At 71.5% G+C, this 19,252-nt stretch carries 12 protein-coding genes; 5 read left to right on the plus strand and 7 right to left on the minus strand.

All coding sequences use genetic code 11. The features are described 5' to 3' along the window. The first annotated feature begins 80 nt into the window (after positions 1-80). The 3 genes from rpoB to V5O46_RS16825 all read left to right on the plus strand — a co-directional run bounded on the left by rpoB (position 81) and on the right by V5O46_RS16825 (position 8,194). Positions 81-3,566, plus strand: a complete 3,486-nt coding sequence (rpoB, locus tag V5O46_RS16815) for a DNA-directed RNA polymerase subunit beta (protein WP_332885424.1) — start codon at positions 81-83, stop codon at positions 3,564-3,566. 93 nt (positions 3,567-3,659) lie between these two features. Then, complete coding sequence (locus V5O46_RS16820) at positions 3,660-7,574, plus strand: DNA-directed RNA polymerase subunit beta' (RefSeq protein ID WP_332885425.1); 3,915 nt, start codon at positions 3,660-3,662, stop codon at positions 7,572-7,574. A gap of 98 nt (positions 7,575-7,672) precedes the next feature. Then, positions 7,673-8,194: a DUF1707 and DUF4190 domain-containing protein gene (locus V5O46_RS16825; protein ID WP_408649006.1), complete on the plus strand. Its 522-nt coding sequence runs from the start codon at positions 7,673-7,675 to the stop codon at positions 8,192-8,194. Between the two features lie 43 nt (positions 8,195-8,237). Here the strand turns inward: V5O46_RS16825 and V5O46_RS16830 are convergent, their stop codons facing one another. The 7 genes from V5O46_RS16830 to V5O46_RS16860 form a co-directional block, all read right to left on the minus strand. Then, a complete protein-coding gene (locus V5O46_RS16830; protein WP_332885426.1) occupies positions 8,238-9,242 on the minus strand; it encodes a hypothetical protein in 1,005 nt (334 codons plus the stop codon). Positions 9,243-9,382: 140 nt separating this feature from the next. Next, on the minus strand, positions 9,383-10,927 hold the full coding sequence (locus tag V5O46_RS16835; RefSeq protein WP_332885427.1) for a M48 family metalloprotease: 1,545 nt from the start codon (positions 10,925-10,927) through the stop codon (positions 9,383-9,385). 49 nt (positions 10,928-10,976) lie between these two features. Beyond that, a complete protein-coding gene (locus tag V5O46_RS16840) occupies positions 10,977-11,522 on the minus strand; it encodes a Pycsar system effector family protein (RefSeq protein WP_332885428.1) in 546 nt (181 codons plus the stop codon). Next, a complete protein-coding gene (locus V5O46_RS16845) occupies positions 11,519-13,711 on the minus strand; it encodes a DUF4670 domain-containing protein (protein ID WP_332885429.1) in 2,193 nt (730 codons plus the stop codon). Before V5O46_RS16845 ends, V5O46_RS16840 begins: the two co-directional genes overlap by 4 nt. A 24-nt stretch (positions 13,712-13,735) precedes the next feature. Beyond that, complete coding sequence (locus V5O46_RS16850) at positions 13,736-16,000, minus strand: hypothetical protein (RefSeq protein WP_332885430.1); 2,265 nt, start codon at positions 15,998-16,000, stop codon at positions 13,736-13,738. Further along, positions 15,997-16,893: a hypothetical protein gene (locus V5O46_RS16855; RefSeq protein ID WP_408649007.1), complete on the minus strand. Its 897-nt coding sequence runs from the start codon at positions 16,891-16,893 to the stop codon at positions 15,997-15,999. The genes V5O46_RS16850 and V5O46_RS16855 overlap by 4 nt, the downstream gene beginning before the upstream one ends. Before the next feature lie 296 nt (positions 16,894-17,189). Further along, on the minus strand, positions 17,190-17,948 hold the full coding sequence (locus V5O46_RS16860) for a Crp/Fnr family transcriptional regulator (protein ID WP_332885432.1): 759 nt from the start codon (positions 17,946-17,948) through the stop codon (positions 17,190-17,192). 441 nt (positions 17,949-18,389) lie between these two features. Between V5O46_RS16860 and rpsL the strand changes: the two genes are divergently transcribed. After that, on the plus strand, positions 18,390-18,761 hold the full coding sequence (rpsL, locus tag V5O46_RS16865) for a 30S ribosomal protein S12 (RefSeq protein WP_003948652.1): 372 nt from the start codon (positions 18,390-18,392) through the stop codon (positions 18,759-18,761). Positions 18,762-18,763: 2 nt separating this feature from the next. Beyond that, positions 18,764-19,234, plus strand: coding sequence for a 30S ribosomal protein S7 (gene rpsG / locus V5O46_RS16870; protein ID WP_003998848.1), 471 nt, complete (start codon positions 18,764-18,766; stop codon positions 19,232-19,234). Positions 19,235-19,252: the final 18 nt, after the last annotated feature.

Here is a 19,252-nt window from a genome sequence, read left to right on the forward strand (position 1 = left end):
GTTTGGCGGAGTCTGTCCCGATGCACCGGTGAGGGGCCGGTACGCGCGTAGTGAGTCCGAGCCCTCGGAAGGACCCCCTCTTGGCCGCCTCGCGCACTGCCTCGACCGCGAATACGAACAACGGCGCCAGCACCGCCCCGCTGCGCATCTCCTTTGCAAAGATCAAGGAGCCCCTCGAGGTTCCGAACCTTCTCGCGCTGCAAACCGAGAGCTTCGACTGGCTGCTCGGCAACGACGCGTGGAAGGCTCGCGTCGAGGAGGCTCTGGACAACGGTCAGGACGTCCCCACCAAGTCCGGGCTCGAGGAGATCTTCGAGGAGATCTCCCCGATCGAGGACTTCAGCGGGTCGATGTCGCTGACCTTCCGCGACCACCGCTTCGAGCCGCCGAAGAACTCGATCGACGAGTGCAAGGAGCGCGACTTCACCTACGCCGCGCCGCTCTTCGTCACCGCCGAGTTCACCAACAACGAGACCGGCGAGATCAAGTCCCAGACCGTCTTCATGGGTGACTTCCCGCTCATGACGAACAAGGGCACCTTCGTCATCAACGGCACCGAGCGTGTCGTCGTCTCCCAGCTCGTGCGTTCGCCGGGTGTCTACTTCGACTCCAGCATCGACAAGACGTCCGACAAGGACATCTTCTCCGCCAAGATCATCCCGTCCCGGGGTGCCTGGCTGGAGATGGAGATCGACAAGCGCGACATGGTCGGCGTCCGCATCGACCGCAAGCGCAAGCAGTCCGTCACCGTCCTCCTGAAGGCGCTCGGCTGGACCACCGAGCAGATCCTCGAGGAGTTCGGTGAGTACGAGTCCATGCGCGCCACCCTGGAGAAGGACCACACCCAGGGCCAGGACGACGCGCTGCTCGACATCTACCGCAAGCTGCGCCCGGGCGAGCCCCCCACGCGCGAGGCCGCGCAGACGCTGCTCGAGAACCTGTACTTCAACCCCAAGCGCTACGACCTCGCCAAGGTCGGCCGCTACAAGGTCAACAAGAAGCTGGGCGCGGACGCACCGCTGGACGCCGGCATCCTCACCGTCGAGGACGTCATCGCCTCGATCAAGTACCTGGTGAAGCTGCACGCCGGCGAGACCGAGACGGTGGGCGACAGCGGCGAGACGGTCGTCGTCGAGACGGACGACATCGACCACTTCGGCAACCGCCGCCTGCGCAGCGTCGGCGAGCTCATCCAGAACCAGGTCCGCACCGGCCTGGCCCGGATGGAGCGCGTCGTGCGTGAGCGCATGACGACCCAGGACGTCGAGGCGATCACGCCGCAGACCCTGATCAACATCCGGCCGGTCGTCGCCTCCATCAAGGAGTTCTTCGGCACCAGCCAGCTGTCCCAGTTCATGGACCAGAACAACCCGCTGTCCGGGCTGACGCACAAGCGGCGTCTGTCCGCGCTCGGCCCGGGTGGTCTCTCCCGTGAGCGGGCCGGCTTCGAGGTCCGTGACGTGCACCCCTCGCACTACGGCCGCATGTGCCCGATCGAGACGCCGGAAGGCCCGAACATCGGTCTGATCGGCTCGCTCGCCACCTACGGCCGGGTCAACGCCTTCGGCTTCGTCGAGACCCCGTACCGCAAGGTCTTCGAGGGCCAGGTCACCGACCAGGTCGACTACCTCACCGCCGACGAGGAGGACCGCTTCGTCATCGCGCAGGCCAACGCGCCGCTGACGGACGACCTCCGCTTCGCCGAGGCCCGCGTGCTGGTCCGCCGCCGTGGCGGCGAGGTCGACTACGTCGGTGGCGAGGACGTGGACTACATGGACGTCTCGCCGCGCCAGATGGTGTCGGTCGCGACCGCCATGATCCCCTTCCTCGAGCACGACGACGCCAACCGTGCCCTCATGGGCGCGAACATGATGCGCCAGGCCGTGCCGCTCATCAAGGCGGAGTCCCCGCTCGTCGGCACCGGCATGGAGTACCGCTCCGCGGTCGACGCCGGCGACGTCGTCAAGGCCGAGAAGCCCGGTGTGGTCCAGGAGGTCTCCGCGGACTACATCACCACCGCCAACGACGACGGCACGTACATCACGTACCGCCTGGCCAAGTTCGCCCGCTCCAACCAGGGCACCTCGGTCAACCAGAAGGTCATCGTCGCCGAGGGCGACCGGATCATCGAGGGCCAGGTCCTGGCCGACGGTCCGGCCACCCAGCAGGGCGAGATGGCGCTCGGCAAGAACCTGCTGGTCGCGTTCATGCCGTGGGAGGGTCACAACTACGAGGACGCGATCATCCTGTCGCAGCGCCTCGTCCAGGACGACGTCCTCTCCTCGATCCACATCGAGGAGCACGAGGTCGACGCCCGTGACACCAAGCTCGGCCCCGAGGAGATCACCCGGGACATCCCGAACGTCTCCGAGGAGGTCCTCGCCGACCTCGACGAGCGCGGCATCATCCGCATCGGCGCCGAGGTCATCGCCGGTGACATCCTCGTCGGCAAGGTCACCCCGAAGGGCGAGACCGAGCTGACCCCCGAGGAGCGCCTGCTGCGCGCGATCTTCGGTGAGAAGGCCCGTGAGGTCCGTGACACCTCGCTGAAGGTGCCGCACGGCGAGACCGGCAAGGTCATCGGCGTCCGCGTCTTCGACCGCGAGGAGGGCGACGAGCTGCCGCCGGGCGTGAACCAGCTGGTCCGCGTCTACGTCGCGCAGAAGCGCAAGATCACCGACGGTGACAAGCTCGCTGGCCGCCACGGCAACAAGGGCGTCATCTCCAAGATCCTTCCGATCGAGGACATGCCGTTCCTGGAGGACGGCACCCCGGTCGACATCATCCTCAACCCGCTGGGTGTCCCGTCCCGGATGAACCCGGGACAGGTCCTGGAGATCCACCTCGGCTGGCTCGCCAGCCAGGGCTGGGACGTCTCCGGCCTCGCCGACGAATGGGCCCAGCGACTGCAGGCGATCAGCGCCGACCGCGTCGAGCCCCGTACCAACGTGGCGACCCCCGTCTTCGACGGCGCCCGTGAGGACGAGCTCGCCGGTCTGCTGGAGCACACCATCCCCAACCGCGACGGCGACCGCATGGTGCTGCCGTCCGGCAAGGCGCGGCTGTTCGACGGCCGCTCCGGGGAGCCGTTCCCGGACCCGATCTCGGTCGGGTACATGTACATCCTGAAGCTGCACCACTTGGTCGACGACAAGCTGCACGCCCGCTCGACCGGCCCGTACTCGATGATCACCCAGCAGCCGCTGGGTGGTAAGGCCCAGTTCGGTGGCCAGCGGTTCGGCGAGATGGAGGTGTGGGCACTGGAGGCGTACGGCGCCGCCTACGCCCTCCAGGAGCTGCTGACCATCAAGTCCGACGACGTCACCGGCCGCGTGAAGGTCTACGAGGCCATCGTCAAGGGCGAGAACATCCCCGAGCCCGGCATCCCCGAGTCCTTCAAGGTGCTCATCAAGGAGATGCAGTCGCTCTGCCTGAACGTGGAGGTGCTGTCCAGCGACGGTATGTCCATCGAGATGCGTGACACCGACGAGGACGTCTTCCGCGCTGCGGAGGAGCTCGGCATCGACCTGTCCCGGCGCGAGCCGAGCAGCGTCGAAGAGGTCTGACGGGAGTCCGGGGACCTGCCACCGCAGGCCCCCGGCCCCAGGACCCCCGTTTCAGACCCCAAGACTCACGACCCTGAGAGGGATTGACGCATAGTGCTCGACGTCAACTTCTTCGACGAGCTCCGGATCGGCCTGGCCACCGCTGACGACATCCGCCAGTGGAGCCACGGCGAGGTCAAGAAGCCCGAGACCATCAACTACCGCACCCTCAAGCCGGAAAAGGACGGGCTCTTCTGCGAGAAGATCTTCGGCCCCACCCGGGACTGGGAGTGCTACTGCGGCAAGTACAAGCGCGTCCGTTTCAAGGGCATCATCTGCGAGCGCTGTGGCGTCGAGGTCACCCGCGCCAAGGTGCGCCGTGAGCGGATGGGCCACATCGAGCTGGCCGCGCCCGTCACCCACATCTGGTACTTCAAGGGCGTCCCGAGCCGGCTCGGCTACCTGCTCGACCTCGCCCCGAAGGACCTGGAGAAGGTCATCTACTTCGCGGCGTACATGATCACGTACGTCGACGAGGAGCGCCGCACCCGCGACCTGCCCTCGCTGGAGGCGCACGTCTCCGTCGAGCGCCAGCAGATCGAGCAGCGTCGCGACGCCGACCTGGAGGCCCGCGCCAAGAAGCTCGAGACCGACCTGGCCGAGCTGGAGGCCGAGGGCGCCAAGGCCGACGTGCGCCGCAAGGTGCGCGAGGGTGCCGAGCGCGAGATGAAGCAGCTGCGCGACCGTGCGCAGCGCGAGATCGACCGCCTCGACGAGGTGTGGAACCGGTTCAAGAGCCTCAAGGTCCAGGACCTGGAGGGCGACGAGCTGCTCTACCGCGAGCTGCGCGACCGTTTCGGCACCTACTTCGACGGCTCGATGGGCGCCGCCGCGCTGCAGAAGCGGCTGGAGTCCTTCGACCTCGACGAGGAGGCCGAGAAGCTCCGCGAGATCATCCGTACCGGCAAGGGCCAGAAGAAGACCCGCGCCCTGAAGCGGCTGAAGGTCGTCTCCGCGTTCCTGCAGACCTCCAACAGCCCCAAGGGCATGGTCCTGGACTGCGTCCCGGTCATTCCGCCGGACCTGCGTCCGATGGTGCAGCTGGACGGTGGCCGCTTCGCCACCTCCGACCTGAACGACCTGTACCGCCGCGTCATCAACCGCAACAACCGCCTGAAGCGGCTTCTCGACCTCGGTGCGCCCGAGATCATCGTGAACAACGAGAAGCGCATGCTGCAGGAGGCCGTCGACGCGCTGTTCGACAACGGCCGCCGCGGCCGTCCGGTCACCGGCCCGGGCAACCGCCCGCTGAAGTCGCTGTCCGACATGCTCAAGGGCAAGCAGGGCCGCTTCCGCCAGAACCTGCTCGGCAAGCGTGTGGACTACTCCGCGCGTTCCGTGATCGTCGTCGGTCCGCAGCTGAAGCTGCACCAGTGCGGTCTGCCGAAGGCGATGGCGCTGGAGCTGTTCAAGCCGTTCGTGATGAAGCGCCTGGTCGACCTGAACCACGCGCAGAACATCAAGAGCGCCAAGCGCATGGTCGAGCGCGGCCGGACCGTGGTGTACGACGTCCTCGAAGAGGTCATCGCCGAGCACCCGGTGCTGCTGAACCGTGCGCCCACCCTGCACCGCCTCGGCATCCAGGCCTTCGAGCCGCAGCTGGTCGAGGGCAAGGCCATCCAGATCCACCCGCTCGTCTGCACCGCGTTCAACGCGGACTTCGACGGTGACCAGATGGCCGTGCACCTGCCGCTGTCCGCGGAGGCGCAGGCCGAGGCCCGCATCCTGATGCTGTCCTCGAACAACATCCTCAAGCCCGCCGACGGCCGTCCGGTGACGATGCCGACCCAGGACATGGTCCTCGGTCTGTTCTTCCTCACCACCGACGGCGAGATGCGCGACCTCAAGGGCGAGGACCGGGCCTTCGCCTCGGTCGCCGAGGCGATCATGGCCTTCGACGCGGGCGAGCTGTCGCTCCAGTCGAAGATCGACGTCCGCTTCCCGGTGGGCACCATCCCGCCGCGCGGCTGGACTCCGCCCGCCCGTGAGGAAGGGGACGACGGCGTCGGGGAGAGGGCGTGGCAGCAGGGCGACACCTTCACCCTGAGGACCACGCTGGGCCGTGCGCTCTTCAACGAGCTGCTGCCCGAGGACTACCCGTTCGTCGACTTCGAGGTCGGCAAGAAGCAGCTCTCGGAGATCGTCAACGACCTCGCCGAGCGCTACCCGAAGGTCATCGTGGCGGCGACGCTCGACAACCTGAAGGCGGCCGGCTTCTACTGGGCCACCCGTTCCGGCGTCACCGTGGCCATCTCCGACGTCGTCGTCCCCGAGGCGAAGAAGGAGATCGTCCGCGGCTACGAGGCGCAGGACGAGAAGGTCCAGAAGCAGTACGAGCGCGGTCTGATCACCAAGGACGAGCGCACCCAGGAGCTCATCGCGATCTGGACCAAGGCGACCAACGAGGTCGCCGAGGCGATGAACGACAACTTCCCGAAGACCAACCCGATCTTCATGATGGTGAACTCGGGTGCACGAGGCAACATGATGCAGATGCGTCAGATCGCCGGTATGCGTGGTCTGGTGTCGAACGCGAAGAACGAGACGATCCCGCGGCCCATCAAGGCCTCGTTCCGTGAGGGTCTGTCCGTGCTGGAGTACTTCATCTCCACGCACGGTGCCCGTAAGGGTCTGGCGGACACCGCTCTGCGTACCGCCGACTCGGGTTACCTCACCCGTCGTCTGGTCGACGTCTCCCAGGACGTCATCATCCGCGAGGAGGACTGCGGCACCGACCGCGGCCTGCGGCTGCAGATCGCCGAGCGCAACGCCGAAGGCACCCTGCTCAAGGCGGAGGACGTCGAGACGTCCGTGTACGCGCGCTGCCTCGCCGAGGACATCGTGGTCGACGGCAAGGTGCTGGCCCCGGCCGGCACCGACCTGGGCGACGTCCTCATCGACGAGCTGGTCAAGCACGGCGTCGCGGAGGTCAAGACCCGCTCGGTCCTGACCTGTGAGTCCGCCGTCGGCACCTGCGCCATGTGCTACGGCCGCTCGCTGGCCACCGGCAAGCTGGTCGACATCGGCGAGGCGGTCGGCATCATCGCCGCGCAGTCCATCGGTGAGCCCGGTACCCAGCTGACGATGCGTACCTTCCACACCGGCGGTGTGGCCGGTGACGACATCACCCAGGGTCTGCCGCGTGTCGTCGAGCTCTTCGAGGCCCGTACCCCGAAGGGTGTCGCCCCGATCTCCGAGGCCTCCGGCCGGGTGCGGATCGAGGAGACCGAGAAGACCAAGAAGATCGTCGTCACCCCGGACGACGGCAGCGACGAGACGGCCTACCCGATCTCGAAGCGCGCCCGTCTCCTGGTCAGCGAGGGCGAGCACGTCGAGGTGGGCCAGAAGCTCACCGTGGGTGCCACCAACCCGCACGACGTGCTGCGCATCCTGGGCCAGCGCGCCGTCCAGGTCCACCTGGTCGGCGAGGTCCAGAAGGTGTACAACTCGCAGGGTGTGTCGATCCACGACAAGCACATCGAGATCATCATCCGGCAGATGCTCCGCCGCGTGACGATCATCGAGTCCGGCGACGCCGAGCTGCTGCCCGGCGAGCTGGTCGAGCGCTCGAAGTTCGAGTCCGAGAACCGTCGTGTGGTCCAGGAGGGCGGTCACCCGGCCTCCGGTCGTCCGCAGCTCATGGGTATCACCAAGGCCTCGCTGGCGACCGAGTCCTGGCTGTCGGCGGCGTCCTTCCAGGAGACGACCAGGGTCCTCACGGACGCGGCGATCAACGCCAAGTCCGACTCCCTGATCGGCCTCAAGGAGAACGTCATCATCGGTAAGCTCATCCCGGCCGGTACGGGCCTGTCCCGCTACCGCAACATCCGGGTCGAGCCGACCGAGGAGGCCAAGGCCGCGATGTACTCGGCCGTCGGCTACGACGACATCGACTACTCGCCGTTCGGCACCGGCTCCGGCCAGGCCGTGCCGCTGGAGGACTACGACTACGGTCCGTACAACCAGTAAGGCATACGTCTGACGCACTGAAGGGCGGCTCTCCCCCACGGAGGGCCGCCTTTCGGCGCATCATGGAAAATGAACCCTTCTCTGGGAGGTGCTCGTCGGTGTCGTACCCCGCATGGCAGCCCTGGTCCGGCCAGAACACGCCGTCGATGCTGGCCTCCCACGCCGACCGCGAGCGGGCGGTGGACGTGCTGCGGGCCGGCTACGGGGAGGGCCGGCTGGACCACTCCGAGTTCGAGAAGCGCGTCGCCCGGGCCTACGGGGCCCGCACGGTGGGCGAGCTGGCCCTGCTGGTCGCCGATCTGCCCCAGGGCCCCGCGCCCCAGCCCCTCGCGGTCGGCGGGCCGGTGCCGGGCACCTTCCTGGCCCGGCCGCGGCCCAGCACGAACGGCAAGGCGGTCGCCTCGATGGTCTGCGGCATCCTCTGCCTGGCCACCGGCGGGCTGACCGGTCTTCCGGCGGTGATCCTCGGCCATATGGCGCAGTCCGAGATGCGTCGCACCGGAGAGGGCGGCGACGGGCTGGCCCTGACCGGGCTGGTGCTCGGCTGGCTGTCCGTGGCCGGCTGGGCACTGGTGATAATCATGTTCGGGCTGGTCGCCCTGCTGGCCGGCTCGGGCTGACCGGCTCGGGCTGACCGGCACGGCCGGCCGGTCGAAGCGCCGGTCACGCGCCGGGGTCGACGAGCCGCCACTCGCCGGTGGTGTCGACGCGCAGCACGCCGCGGCCCGGCACCGACACGGTGAGCCGTGCGCTGCCCCGGCCCTCCGCGAGCAGACCCGCCGGGCGGAACGAGCGGGTGAGCTGCCGGACGGCGAACGGCGCGTCGCCGAGGTGCTCGAACTCCACCGTCCTGGACGCACCGCGCTTGAGTACGGTCTCCGCACCGTGGCCGCGCAGCAGCCCGCCGTCGGCCAGCCGCCTCGCCTCGCTGATGGGGCGCAGCGCGAGCCGCCAGGGTCCGCAGGCGCTCACCTCGACGAAGAGCGACTCGGCGTCCTGCGGAGCCACGCCCACCTGGGCGCTGGTGGGCCCCAGCACACCGTCCAGCAGCAGCTCCCGGCGCCCGCGCGGCCCCGAACGGGTGTGCACCGAGAACCGCTGGGCCACATCCGTCTCGAAGACCAGCACGGCGGGCACGCCCGGGGCGGGCCTGGGCACGGCCAGCTTCATGGTGCCTTCCCCCTTGCTCCAGGTGAGGCCGGAGGTGGCGCGGGGGACGGCGGCGAGCCGGTCGAGCGCCGCTCGGCCCTCGGCCAGGATCGCCGGGACCTGGCCCGGGGCGGCGCGTTTCGCCTGCTCGTACGCGTCCAGCGCCGCCGAGTAGTCGGTCAGCTCGTCGCTGCCGGCCGCCTCGCCGGGGGAGTACGGGTGGGCGTGCAGCAGCTCGCCGTACCGGGTGATGGCCCGCTCGGCCTGGGCCGTGACCTCGGCGGTCATCGGAGGTGTGCTCCGCTGCGGCCGGGGGAGCTCGCGGGGGCCGGCCGGGCGCCCCCGCACCCGATACGACACGACCGCGGGCGGCAGCACCAGCCCCGCGTAGAGCGCCAGGCCCGCCGCCCACGCGCCGGTCGGCAGCGCGCCGACGACGATCAGCAGGACCAGGAACGTGAGGGTGCCGCTGAGCCAGCCGTGCAGAAGGGCCTTCGGCCAACGCCGGGTGCGGTCCATGGGTGTCTCCCTCCCCCTCGCCTCGGTCTCAGGGTGCGGGAGCGGGGTCCGGGCGCGCAGGTGCGGTACTCGGCTGATTTGCGGGGCGGAGGCTGCCGGGATGCGGCAGTCGGCAGGCTGTTCTCCCGCGGCGCCCGGGGTCAGTGCCTGGGCTGGAGGTAAGGCTGCAGGTGGTGCAGCCGGGTGTGGTGGTCCGGGTGCGAGCTCAGCAGTCTGCTCACCGGGGTGCCGGTCGGCGGCACGCCGCCGTTCGCGGCGGTCGCCGCGGCGACCTGCTGCTGTTCCGCCTGGTGCAGCTTGTCCAGGACGGCGGCCAGCATCGGGGCGAAGCCGAGCGCGGCGGCGTGCTGGTCGGCGCGCAGCTCGGCGCGGCGGCCCACGGCGGCGAGCGCGTACGGCATGGCGAGGATCAGCAGCGGCAGACCGTACAGCGTGCTGATGGTGGCCAGGGCGATGCTGCCGACGACGAGCCCGAAGAACAGCACACCGAAACAGGAGAAGACCCGGGACACCCGGAACATGAACCCGGTGACGGCGCGCAGCACCCGCCAGGCGATCCGGCCCGGCAGGGCGTACCAGTAGCCGAGCAGCCCGGACCAGGCGTGGCCGCCGACGTGGTGGCCCAGCTCGTGCGCCAGGACGGCGGCGAGCTCGCCGTTGGGCAGCTGGTTCATCGCGAAGCGGGTGACGCCGACGATGTGGCCGGCCGCGGCGACCGCGTTGAGTCCGTCGCTGTCCTCGACCCACAGTTCGTAGTTCCGGCCGTCGACTCCGGCGCGGGCGGTGACCTCGCGCCAGACGGGTTCGAGTTTGGCTCGTTCCTGCGGGGTGGGGTAGCGCAGCCGGAGCAGATGGCGCGCGAGGGCGCTTTCGGTGGGCCGGTGGAACACGAGTGCGCCGCTGGCGAGCCAGAGCAGGACGACGATGATGCCGAGTTCGCCGAAGAGCAGCGAGACCAGGCCGACGACGAGCAGGCTGCACAGGAAGTTCGGCAGGTGGAGCAGGAGATTGCCGACGGCCGTGGCGTCGGTGCGGCGCTGGTGCCCGGAGATGTGGACGCGTCCGCGGTCGGTACTGATGTGGTGAGGGTGCGACGGATCGTCCGGCGGGGGTATGGCGGGGGCGGCGGGCGCGGCGGACGGCTGGACCGGTGCGCCCGGTGGGGTCCCTGCGGGGCCCGCCCCGGGGTACGGGGGCTGCTGCTGGTACGCGTACGGGTACTGGGGTGGGGCGCCGGCGGGGGTGGCGGGGTACGCCGGGGGCTGGGCGGCGGCCGGGGTACCGGGGTACGGGGGCGGCTGGGACGCGGCCGGAGCCTGCTGCGGGTACTGCGGGGGGTGCTGCGGCAGGTACTGCTGGGGGACATGGGGCCGGAGCGGCTCGGTCTGCGGGTAGGGCGGTGGCGCTTGCGGCTGGGGCGGCTGAGGCGGCTGGGCCTGCAGGTGTTGCTGGGGAATCTGGGGCTGGGTCGGCCGGACCGGCTGGGCCGTGGGGTACTGCGGAGGGACCTGTGGCTGCGGTGGCTGGGCCTGCGGGTACGGGGGCGGCGCCTGCGGCTGCGGAGGCTGGGGGGACTGCGACGGCTGAGGGGACTGCGACGGATGCGCGGGCTGGGGCGGGGTCGGCTGGGACTGCGCGGCGGTCGGCTCGGGGTACTCCGGGGGGATCGGCGGGGGCTGGGTCATCGTGATTCCTTTGCTTGACGTGAGCAGTGGGCGCGGCCCGGGCGGGAGGTCAGCCGGTCAGCAGGGAGGCGGGGAGCAAAAGGGTGCCTGCGCAGAACGCGATCAGCCCGGCACGGATCCACTGGTGCTTGCGCCAGGCGATCCGGCTCGTCTCGGTGAGCGCCGCGGTCAGGGCGGCCGTGGGATCGGCCTCGGTGTCGGCGAGCGCGGCCTCCAGCCGGCCCGCCCGCACGGCCCGCTGGATGTCGCCGAAGTACGACAGGGGCCTGCCCGGCGCCCAGGTTCCGGTGCGGTAGCGGGGCAGCACGGCCAGCAGCAGCGCGAACAGCGACAGGGCGAGGGAGACCGTCCCGGCCCACCACACTGCGGTGCCGGTGGTCGAGAGGTCGTCCGGGGACCAGCCCCGCCCGGCGAGCAGCCCGCTGCCCACGCCCGCGGTCATGCCGAGCGCGGCGACCAGGACGGCCGCCTTGCTGTCGGCCCGCGCGATCTCGGTGCGCAGATCGGCGAGGAGCCGCTCGCACAGCTCCGCGCGGCGCGGGCTCGGGGGAGCCGTAGTACGGGCGGGCGCGGGTACCGGGTCGGCGGTCGTCATGGAGTCGGCTCCTCCTGTCCGGGGCCGCGGGGGCCCGTCCGTTCGGCGCTCCCGGCGGCCTCCGGACCGGCGGCGGCCTCCGGACCGGCGGCGGCCTCCGGACCCGCGGCGGCCTCCGGACCCGCGGCCGGCGCCGGGTCCGGCGGTGCGGTCGGGTTGGTGCCGTAGCCGGGCGGCGGCTGCCATGCGGGGGCGGGAGGCGCGGAGCGCGGCGCGTACGTGCCCGGTGACGGCTGGGGCGTCGGGGGCCCGGTCGGCGCGGGTTGCGGAGGCGCGGCCGACGGCGGGTACGGGGTGCCGCCCGCGGCCGGGCCCGCGGCCGGGCCCGCGGCCGGAGGATGGCCCTCTGCAGCGGACGTCGGGGCGCCCTGACCTGTTCCGTCGGCCGCCGGACGCTCGGGCGGTACCGGCCGGGACGCCGCCGGGTCAGCGGCCGGGGCGGTGCCGTACGGACCACCGGAGTGGTACCGGCCCGACGCCTGTGCCCCGCCCGAACCGCCGTACGCCCCCGCCGCCTGAGCCGACGGCACCCCGGCGTACGCCTGCGCACCGGGCACGCGGCGGGACCCGTGGCCACCAGATACGCCGGTGACCCCGGGCGCGCCGGGGCCACTCGGGACCCCGGGTGCGCTGGGGCCTCCCGGGATGCCGTGGGTGCCGGGGACGCCGGGTGCGCTGGGGCCTCCCGGGATGCCGTAGGTGCCGGGCGCGTCGGCGGAACCGGGACCACTCCGGACGTTGTGGGCGCCATGGGCATCATGGGTGCCGGGGATACCAGGGGAGTTGTGCGGGCCGGGGGTGGCGGGGGCGCTCGGAGAGTGGGGTACGCCTGGGGTGCCGGGGGCGTTTGGAGAGTGGGGTACGCCTGGGGAGCTCGGGCCACTCGGGCCACTCGGGCCACTCGGGCTGCCGGGCGTGCCGTGCGCGCCGGGGGAGCCGTGGGCGTCGGGGAAGCCGGGAGAGCTGGGAGCGCCAGGGAAACCCGGTGTGCCGGGGAAACCCGGTGTGTCCGGGGAACCCGGTGTGCCGCCGTGGGCGCCGTGGGGGGTGGTGGTGCCCGGGGTGCCGGGGGCGTCGGGGTGGTCCGGGGTGGGCAGCATGGGCGGGGTGTGGGTCACCCCCGGGAGGCGCTGGTTGAGGATGTCGCTGACCGTGCGCAGGGCCAGCTGCTTGGGCTCGTCCAGCTCGAACTTCTCCGCGCTCTCGCCGCCGAGCAGCTCCTTCACCAGATCCATCTGCGCCTGGATCATGCGGAGCTGGTCCGCGCGCATGCTCTCCATGACGAGCCGGGAGTCCTCCGGGTGCTGGGCAAGGTGCAGCGCCCAGGACTGCACCCCGCCCTGCGACAGATGCCACTGGTAGAACTCGATCTTCTGCGCCTCGATCCGCTGCAGCTCCAGCATCTGCTGCCCCTGGAGCATCGCCAGCTCGTGCTGCTGCCGCTGCTGCTGCAGAGTCAGCTCGTGCTGCTGCTGCCCGTACTCCATGGACCGCCCCAGCTGGAGCGCGTCCTGCTGCCGGTACCGCTGGTCCGTCTCGACGTCGACCTGCATGCCCTGCTGCGCCACGCGGATCTGCTCGGCGGCGGAGTGGTCGATGGCCCGGAGCCGCTGCTGGTGGTCGATGTCGGCCCGGTCGCGGCGGACCCGCAGGCTCCAGGTGACCTGGAGCCCGGCGGGCGCCCCGAGCGGCACGACGACACCGACCGCGCGCAGCAGCTCCGCCTCGGCATCCGCGCTGTCGGTGATGGCGAAGCGGCGGGTGACCGGCCGGGCGGCCTGCTGCAGTTCGCCGAGGAGCAGCGCGGGCACGTCCCGGATGCCGCTCGCCACGAACCGCGCCGGGTCCAGCACCTGCCAGGAGACGTCCACGTCCGCCGTGAACTCGAAGGCGTCGTTGTCGCTGGGCAGTGCCAGCGTTTCGGTGAACGGGTGGACGCCCATGTCCACCTCGTACACGGCGGTGTACCGGCGGGCGGCGATCTCGCTGCGCGTCGGACGTCTGGGCGGCGGATACGCCTCGTACCCGCCCTTGGGGGTGGAGAAGACCAGCGCATGGTCGATGCGGACCACATGCTTGATCGACAGCTCGAAACGGGACAGCTGCCGCACGGTGAGCACCGGGTCGATCAGCCGGGTGTGCCGGTCGGCAGGCTGCTGCCACTCGGGAGGGCGGTGGAAGGAGGGCATCACACGTCTTTCGTCGGCGGGACGTCAGCGGGGAGGGAGCGTGCTCAGCAACCGGGCGGCCACCAGCGGCGGGGGATTGCCGTCCTCGCCGGGCATGGTCCGCAGCAGATGGCTCAGCCGCCGGTACTCGGTCGGGGTGGTGACGAGCCTCGGCAGCAGCGCGGCGAGCGCCCACTCCGTGGCCGTGACACGGTCGGCGATCAGCACCCACTGGCGCAGCACGTCCAGGGCGTGCCGGGTGGAGTGCCGGTCGCCCAGCGCCGCCCGCCACAGGTGGGCGATGCCCTGCGCGGCGGTCTCGTCGTCGGTCGCGGCGCGTGCGTACCAGTCGAGGACCAGCGGGCTGCCGTACCGTTCGCCGCCCTCGGTGCGGCGACAGGCGTTGACGAAACCGCCCAGCGCAAGGTCGTGCACGGCCCTATCGTCGTCGAGGTGGGCGCGCAGCTCGGCGAGGACCTCGGTGGCGGCGGACGACAGCAGCAGCAGCTCCACCGCCTCGGCGAGCTCCTGCGCCGTCTCCAGGTCGAACGCGTCGGGGTCGGCGGAGTTCCGGTACAGCTCGCGGGTGGCGTCCCGCAGCGCGGCCAGCGCCTGCCGCGGCCGTTCCGGGCCGATCAGCGCGTACGCCCGGACCGCCACCCAGCGCAGCCGCCGGTCCTCGGCGCGGGACCAGTCGTCGAGGATGCGCGGGATGTTGGGCGTGTCGATGTGATGGGCCAGGGTGAGCGCGTTGACCGCGACGAGCCGGTGCCGGAACCGGCTGGAGGTCGCCCAGACCTCGATGACCAGCGCCATCGCCGAGGGCAGATCGGTGCGGGCCAGGACGGCGACGGTGGCCGCGGCCCGGGTGCGAACCAGCGGTCGGCCGTCGTCGGCGAGCCGGCGCAGCCACCCGATCAGTGCGGGCCGGGCCGACGGGTGCCCGGTCCACACCTCGCGCAGCAGCACCAGTGCCGCCCGCTCGTCCGCGAACGCCGCCTTCGTCTGTGTCACCGGGCCCCACTCGGTGTGCTCGTCGTCCTCGTAGCGCCGGGCCCGGGCGAGCTGGAGCCGCTTGCCGACATGGGTGCCGAACACCGGCACCTCGGGGACGCGCGAGGGGTTCTCCGTCTGCAGCAGAAAGCGGTAGAGCAGGTCACTGAGTTCGGCGGTGAGTGCGTAGGGACCGTCGTCGAAGGCCGCGAGGGCGATGAGGAACGCCTTGTCGCGCAGGTGGACGGCGGTCTCGTCCTCCTCGAACCACTCCTGGACCTGGTTCTCCAGGGAGGCCAGGGAGAAGCCGGCGACCTCCTGCTCACCCGCCTCCCCGGCGGCGTACCGGCCGAGCACCTGGGCGAACGCGGCGACCTCGCGCAGCTGGTGGCCGCGCCCCAGGAACTCCTTGGCGTCCGGCAGGCCCAGCAGGCGTTCGGCGGTCTCGCGGTCGGTACGGGTGCTCAGGTGTGCGGCGAGGACGTCGGCGGGGGCGGGCGGCTCCCAGCGGACGGGGGAGACGTCGTCCTCGAGCACCGCGGAGGGGCCGACGGTGATCACCAGGTAGGCGTCCTGTTCGGCGAGCCGGTCCCGGGCGGCGAGCAGATGTGTCTCGCGCAGGGCGCTGCCGCGGCGGGTCGCCGGGTCGCACAGGACGTATCCGCGGGCGCCCTCGGCGCCGTCCCCGCTCTCGTCCCCGTCGGCGGCCGGGGTGATCCGGTCGGCGAGTGCGGCGGGGGTGGTGTCCCGGTCCAGTGCGTGCACGGGCGTGGCGCCGAGCCGGTGCAGCAGCATCAGCGCGGCGGTGCGGCGGCCGGTGAAGCGGGCGCCGGTCAGTACCAGCACGCGGTCGCGGCGCAGCCGGTCCAGCAGCGCGTCGACGGTGTCGCCGGTGGCGACGAAGGAGGCGGCGAGCCGCTCCAGGGTGGCGCGCGGGACCTCGCCGGACGCGGCCGACGCGGACAGGCCGGGCAGGGTCCAGTGGTGGATCTCCTTCTTGCTGCCCATGACGACATCGCCGGTGACCCGGCCGCCGGAGACGCCGTGCTGGTCCCCGGCGGTGTACCCGCCGCCGAAGCTGGTGCGGGCCCCGATCCGCATGGTGCGCGGGCTGTGGTCGACCAGGTCGCGCCGGGCCGCCCAGGCGTCCTGCGGCTGGTCCCGCTCGTCGGACTCCTCGGCGGCGCCGTCCCCGCGGGCCTCGTCGGGGGCGCCGTCGCCCGGCCCGTCGGCGGAGCCGCCGCTGCCGCCGCTGCCGCCGGGCGGTGCCGCCGGGACGCCTCCCGCCGATGCCGCCTGCGCGTCCTGCCCGGTCACGGTTGCCCACCCCGCCGGGTCTTGCTGCCCATGACGACATCGCCGGTGACCCGGCCGCCGGAGACGCCGTGCTGGTCGCCGGCGACATATCCGCCGCCGAAGGTGACCGAGCCGCCGTTGATGTCCAGCACCGGGCCCGGCGCCGGGGCTCCCCGTGATCCGGCCGGCGCCGGGCTGCTCCCGCGGGGGCCGTCCCGAGGGGGCTCGGCCGGCGCCGGGCGGTCCCCCGAACCGCCCGGCGCCTCCCCCTCCCCCCGCTCACCGTGGTCCTGTGCGGCCACCGTTCCGGTGCCGGTGCCGGTGCCGGTGCCGGTGCCGGCGGTGCGGTCGGGGGCGGGTACCGGCCCGTGCAGCCACGCCGTCAGCGGGCCGTTCTTGCTGTCCACCGTCACCCGGTGGAAGTCGGCGGCCGGAACACCCGGGTGGTCGTGGCGTACGACGCCGGAGTGCAGGGCGTCCGAGATGCAGAGCGCGAAGTCGTCGGCACGCTCGCGCAGGGCCGCGCGCAGCAGCCCGGCGTCCAGCAGCCGGCAGGCGTGGTTGAGGTCGGAGCCGACCCAGCCGTCGTGCCGGTCGACGGCGACATAGCCGGTGGCGACGACACCCCGCAGCCGGATCTGCGCCGAGCGGGACGCCATGCGGTTGACCGCGCGGAGCTGGGCCGGGACCTCGGCGAGCAGGGCCCGGAGCAGCGCCGTGACCGGGGCGTTGGCGTCGATCAGCTCCATCACGGAGTCACCGCGGTCGGCCCGCAGGCGCAGCGTCTCGTCGATGCCCGCGGTCTCCAGCGCGCGGTCGGTGATGTCGTAGAGCATGCGCCGCAGGTACGCCTGCTCCACGTCGTCACGGTCGCTGAACCTCTCGATGTCCAGCAACAGGATCGTGCGGCTCACGGGATCGGTCATGGTCGCCCTTCGAACGATGGGGGGTGACCGGCGACGGGGCGCCGGGCGGAGCAGCGGATCAGCAGAGTGGCGGGAGCGGGGCCTGGGGCGTGAGGGCGGATGACGCAGTCGAAGTGTGAACGCGTACACAGAACGGGCGGTCTGCTGCGGACCGGTGTGCACGTCGGTCTCCGCCACGAGAGGGCTTTCGCCCCCGCCCTCGCCGCCGCTACGCGTCCAGTCCCGCCCAGTCCCGTCCAGGCCCTTCCAGCCCCGGGGGTTCCGCCCCCCGGACCCCGGGCTCCTCAGACGCCGGAGGGGCTGGCGTGCCCGCGGGGCGGCATCCCGGGTGCCGGATGATCCGTCGCCGCGATCCGGCGCAGCACATCCGGCCGGAGGATCATCAGCGTGCGGCGCCCCGTGGCGACCGCGTCCTTCTCCCGCAGCTCGCGCAGCAGCCGCTGGACCATCTCCCGGGAGGCGCCCACCGAGCCCGCCAGCTCCTGCTTGCTGAGCGGCACGGCGAGCTCGATGCCCTCGCCGGTGCGCCGGCCGTGGCTGCGGGCCAGGTCCAGCAGGAGGACCGCGAAGCGCTGCCGGACGTTCATCGAGGCGAACTCCAGGCGCCGCCGGTCGGCCGCCCGGGTGCGGTCCGCGGTGAGACCCAGCAGCGCGAACGACACCGAGGGGGAGCGGCCCAGGAACTCCTTGAAAAGCTCGTGCTCCACCGCCACCGCCCGCACCGGCTCCAGCGCGGTCACCGTCGCCGAGCGCGGCCGCCCGGTCAGCGCCGCCGACTCGCCGACCACGTCGCCGGGGCCGCGCAGCGCCAGCAGAGCCTCGTAGCCGTTGGCCGCCGCGGCCGTGACCTTCGTCCAGCCCTGCACCAGGAACAGCACGTGCGAGGACGGTTCACGCTGGTGGAGCAGGGCGATGCGGGCTGCGAAGCGCAGCTCGCGGCCGAGCGAGAGCAGCGCCGTGCGGTCCGCCCTCTCCAGGCGCGCCAGGAAGGGGACCCGGTCCTCCAGGCCCCCGTCGTCCGGTCCGTACGGCGCCGGCTTCATCAGGCTGATCCCCCCGTTACGCTGCGGCGGACGGATCAAAGTACTGAGCACCGCATGTGTAAAGGGCGCGATCCGGCCAACCCGGCACACGGGCCGTCGCCGGGCGTTCCGACCTGCCGGGCGACCCTTCCCGCGCGCGGCGCAGCACCCGTCGGTCCGCGCCGGGACTGACAAGGACAGAGGTGGCAAGTCCGGCGTGTCGGGCCGCGCTCCATTTGTTTTGACCGAACTCCGTGAGGTAGGTACGCTCAGACCTTGTGCCTGGGGTGTGCCCTGGCCTTCGTGCGTGTCCTCAGCCGCACAGGGGCCGACTGCGGCCACCGTAATCTGCGCCCTTTTCGCCTTGCGGCGGGAGTCTGCGGGATTCGACACACCCGACCGCGTGGGTCGGCGACGTTCCAGGTTAGCTGTACCCATCGGCACACAGAAACCGGAGAAGTAGTGCCTACGATCCAGCAGCTGGTCCGCAAGGGCCGGCAGGACAAGGTCGAGAAGAACAAGACGCCCGCGCTCGAGGGTTCCCCGCAGCGTCGCGGCGTCTGCACGCGTGTGTTCACGACCACCCCGAAGAAGCCGAACTCGGCCCTGCGTAAGGTCGCGCGTGTGCGTCTGACCAGCGGGATCGAGGTCACCGCTTACATTCCGGGTGAGGGACACAACCTGCAGGAGCACTCCATCGTGCTCGTGCGCGGCGGCCGTGTGAAGGACCTGCCGGGTGTTCGCTACAAGATCATCCGCGGCTCCCTCGACACCCAGGGTGTCAAGAACCGCAAGCAGGCCCGCAGCCGTTACGGCGCCAAGAAGGAGAAGTAAGAATGCCTCGTAAGGGCCCCGCCCCGAAGCGTCCGGTCATCATCGACCCGGTCTACGGCTCCCCTCTGGTGACCTCCCTGATCAACAAGGTGCTGCTGAACGGCAAGCGCTCCACCGCCGAGCGCATCGTCTACGGCGCCATGGAGGGCCTGCGCGAGAAGACCGGCAACGACCCGGTCATCACGCTCAAGCGCGCTCTGGAGAACATCAAGCCGACCCTCGAGGTCAAGTCCCGCCGTGTCGGTGGCGCCACCTACCAGGTTCCGGTCGAGGTCAAGCCCGGCCGTGCCAACACCCTGGCGCTGCGCTGGCTCGTCGGTTACTCCCGCGCCCGTCGCGAGAAGACCATGACCGAGCGTCTGCTCAACGAGCTCCTCGACGCCAGCAACGGCCTGGGTGCCGCTGTGAAGAAGCGCGAGGACACGCACAAGATGGCCGAGTCCAACAAGGCCTTCGCGCACTACCGCTGGTAGTCGCTACCCCATCGAGAA

It is taken from the genome of Streptomyces poriticola (assembly GCF_036689765.1).
GTDB lineage: Bacteria > Actinomycetota > Actinomycetes > Streptomycetales > Streptomycetaceae > Streptomyces > Streptomyces poriticola.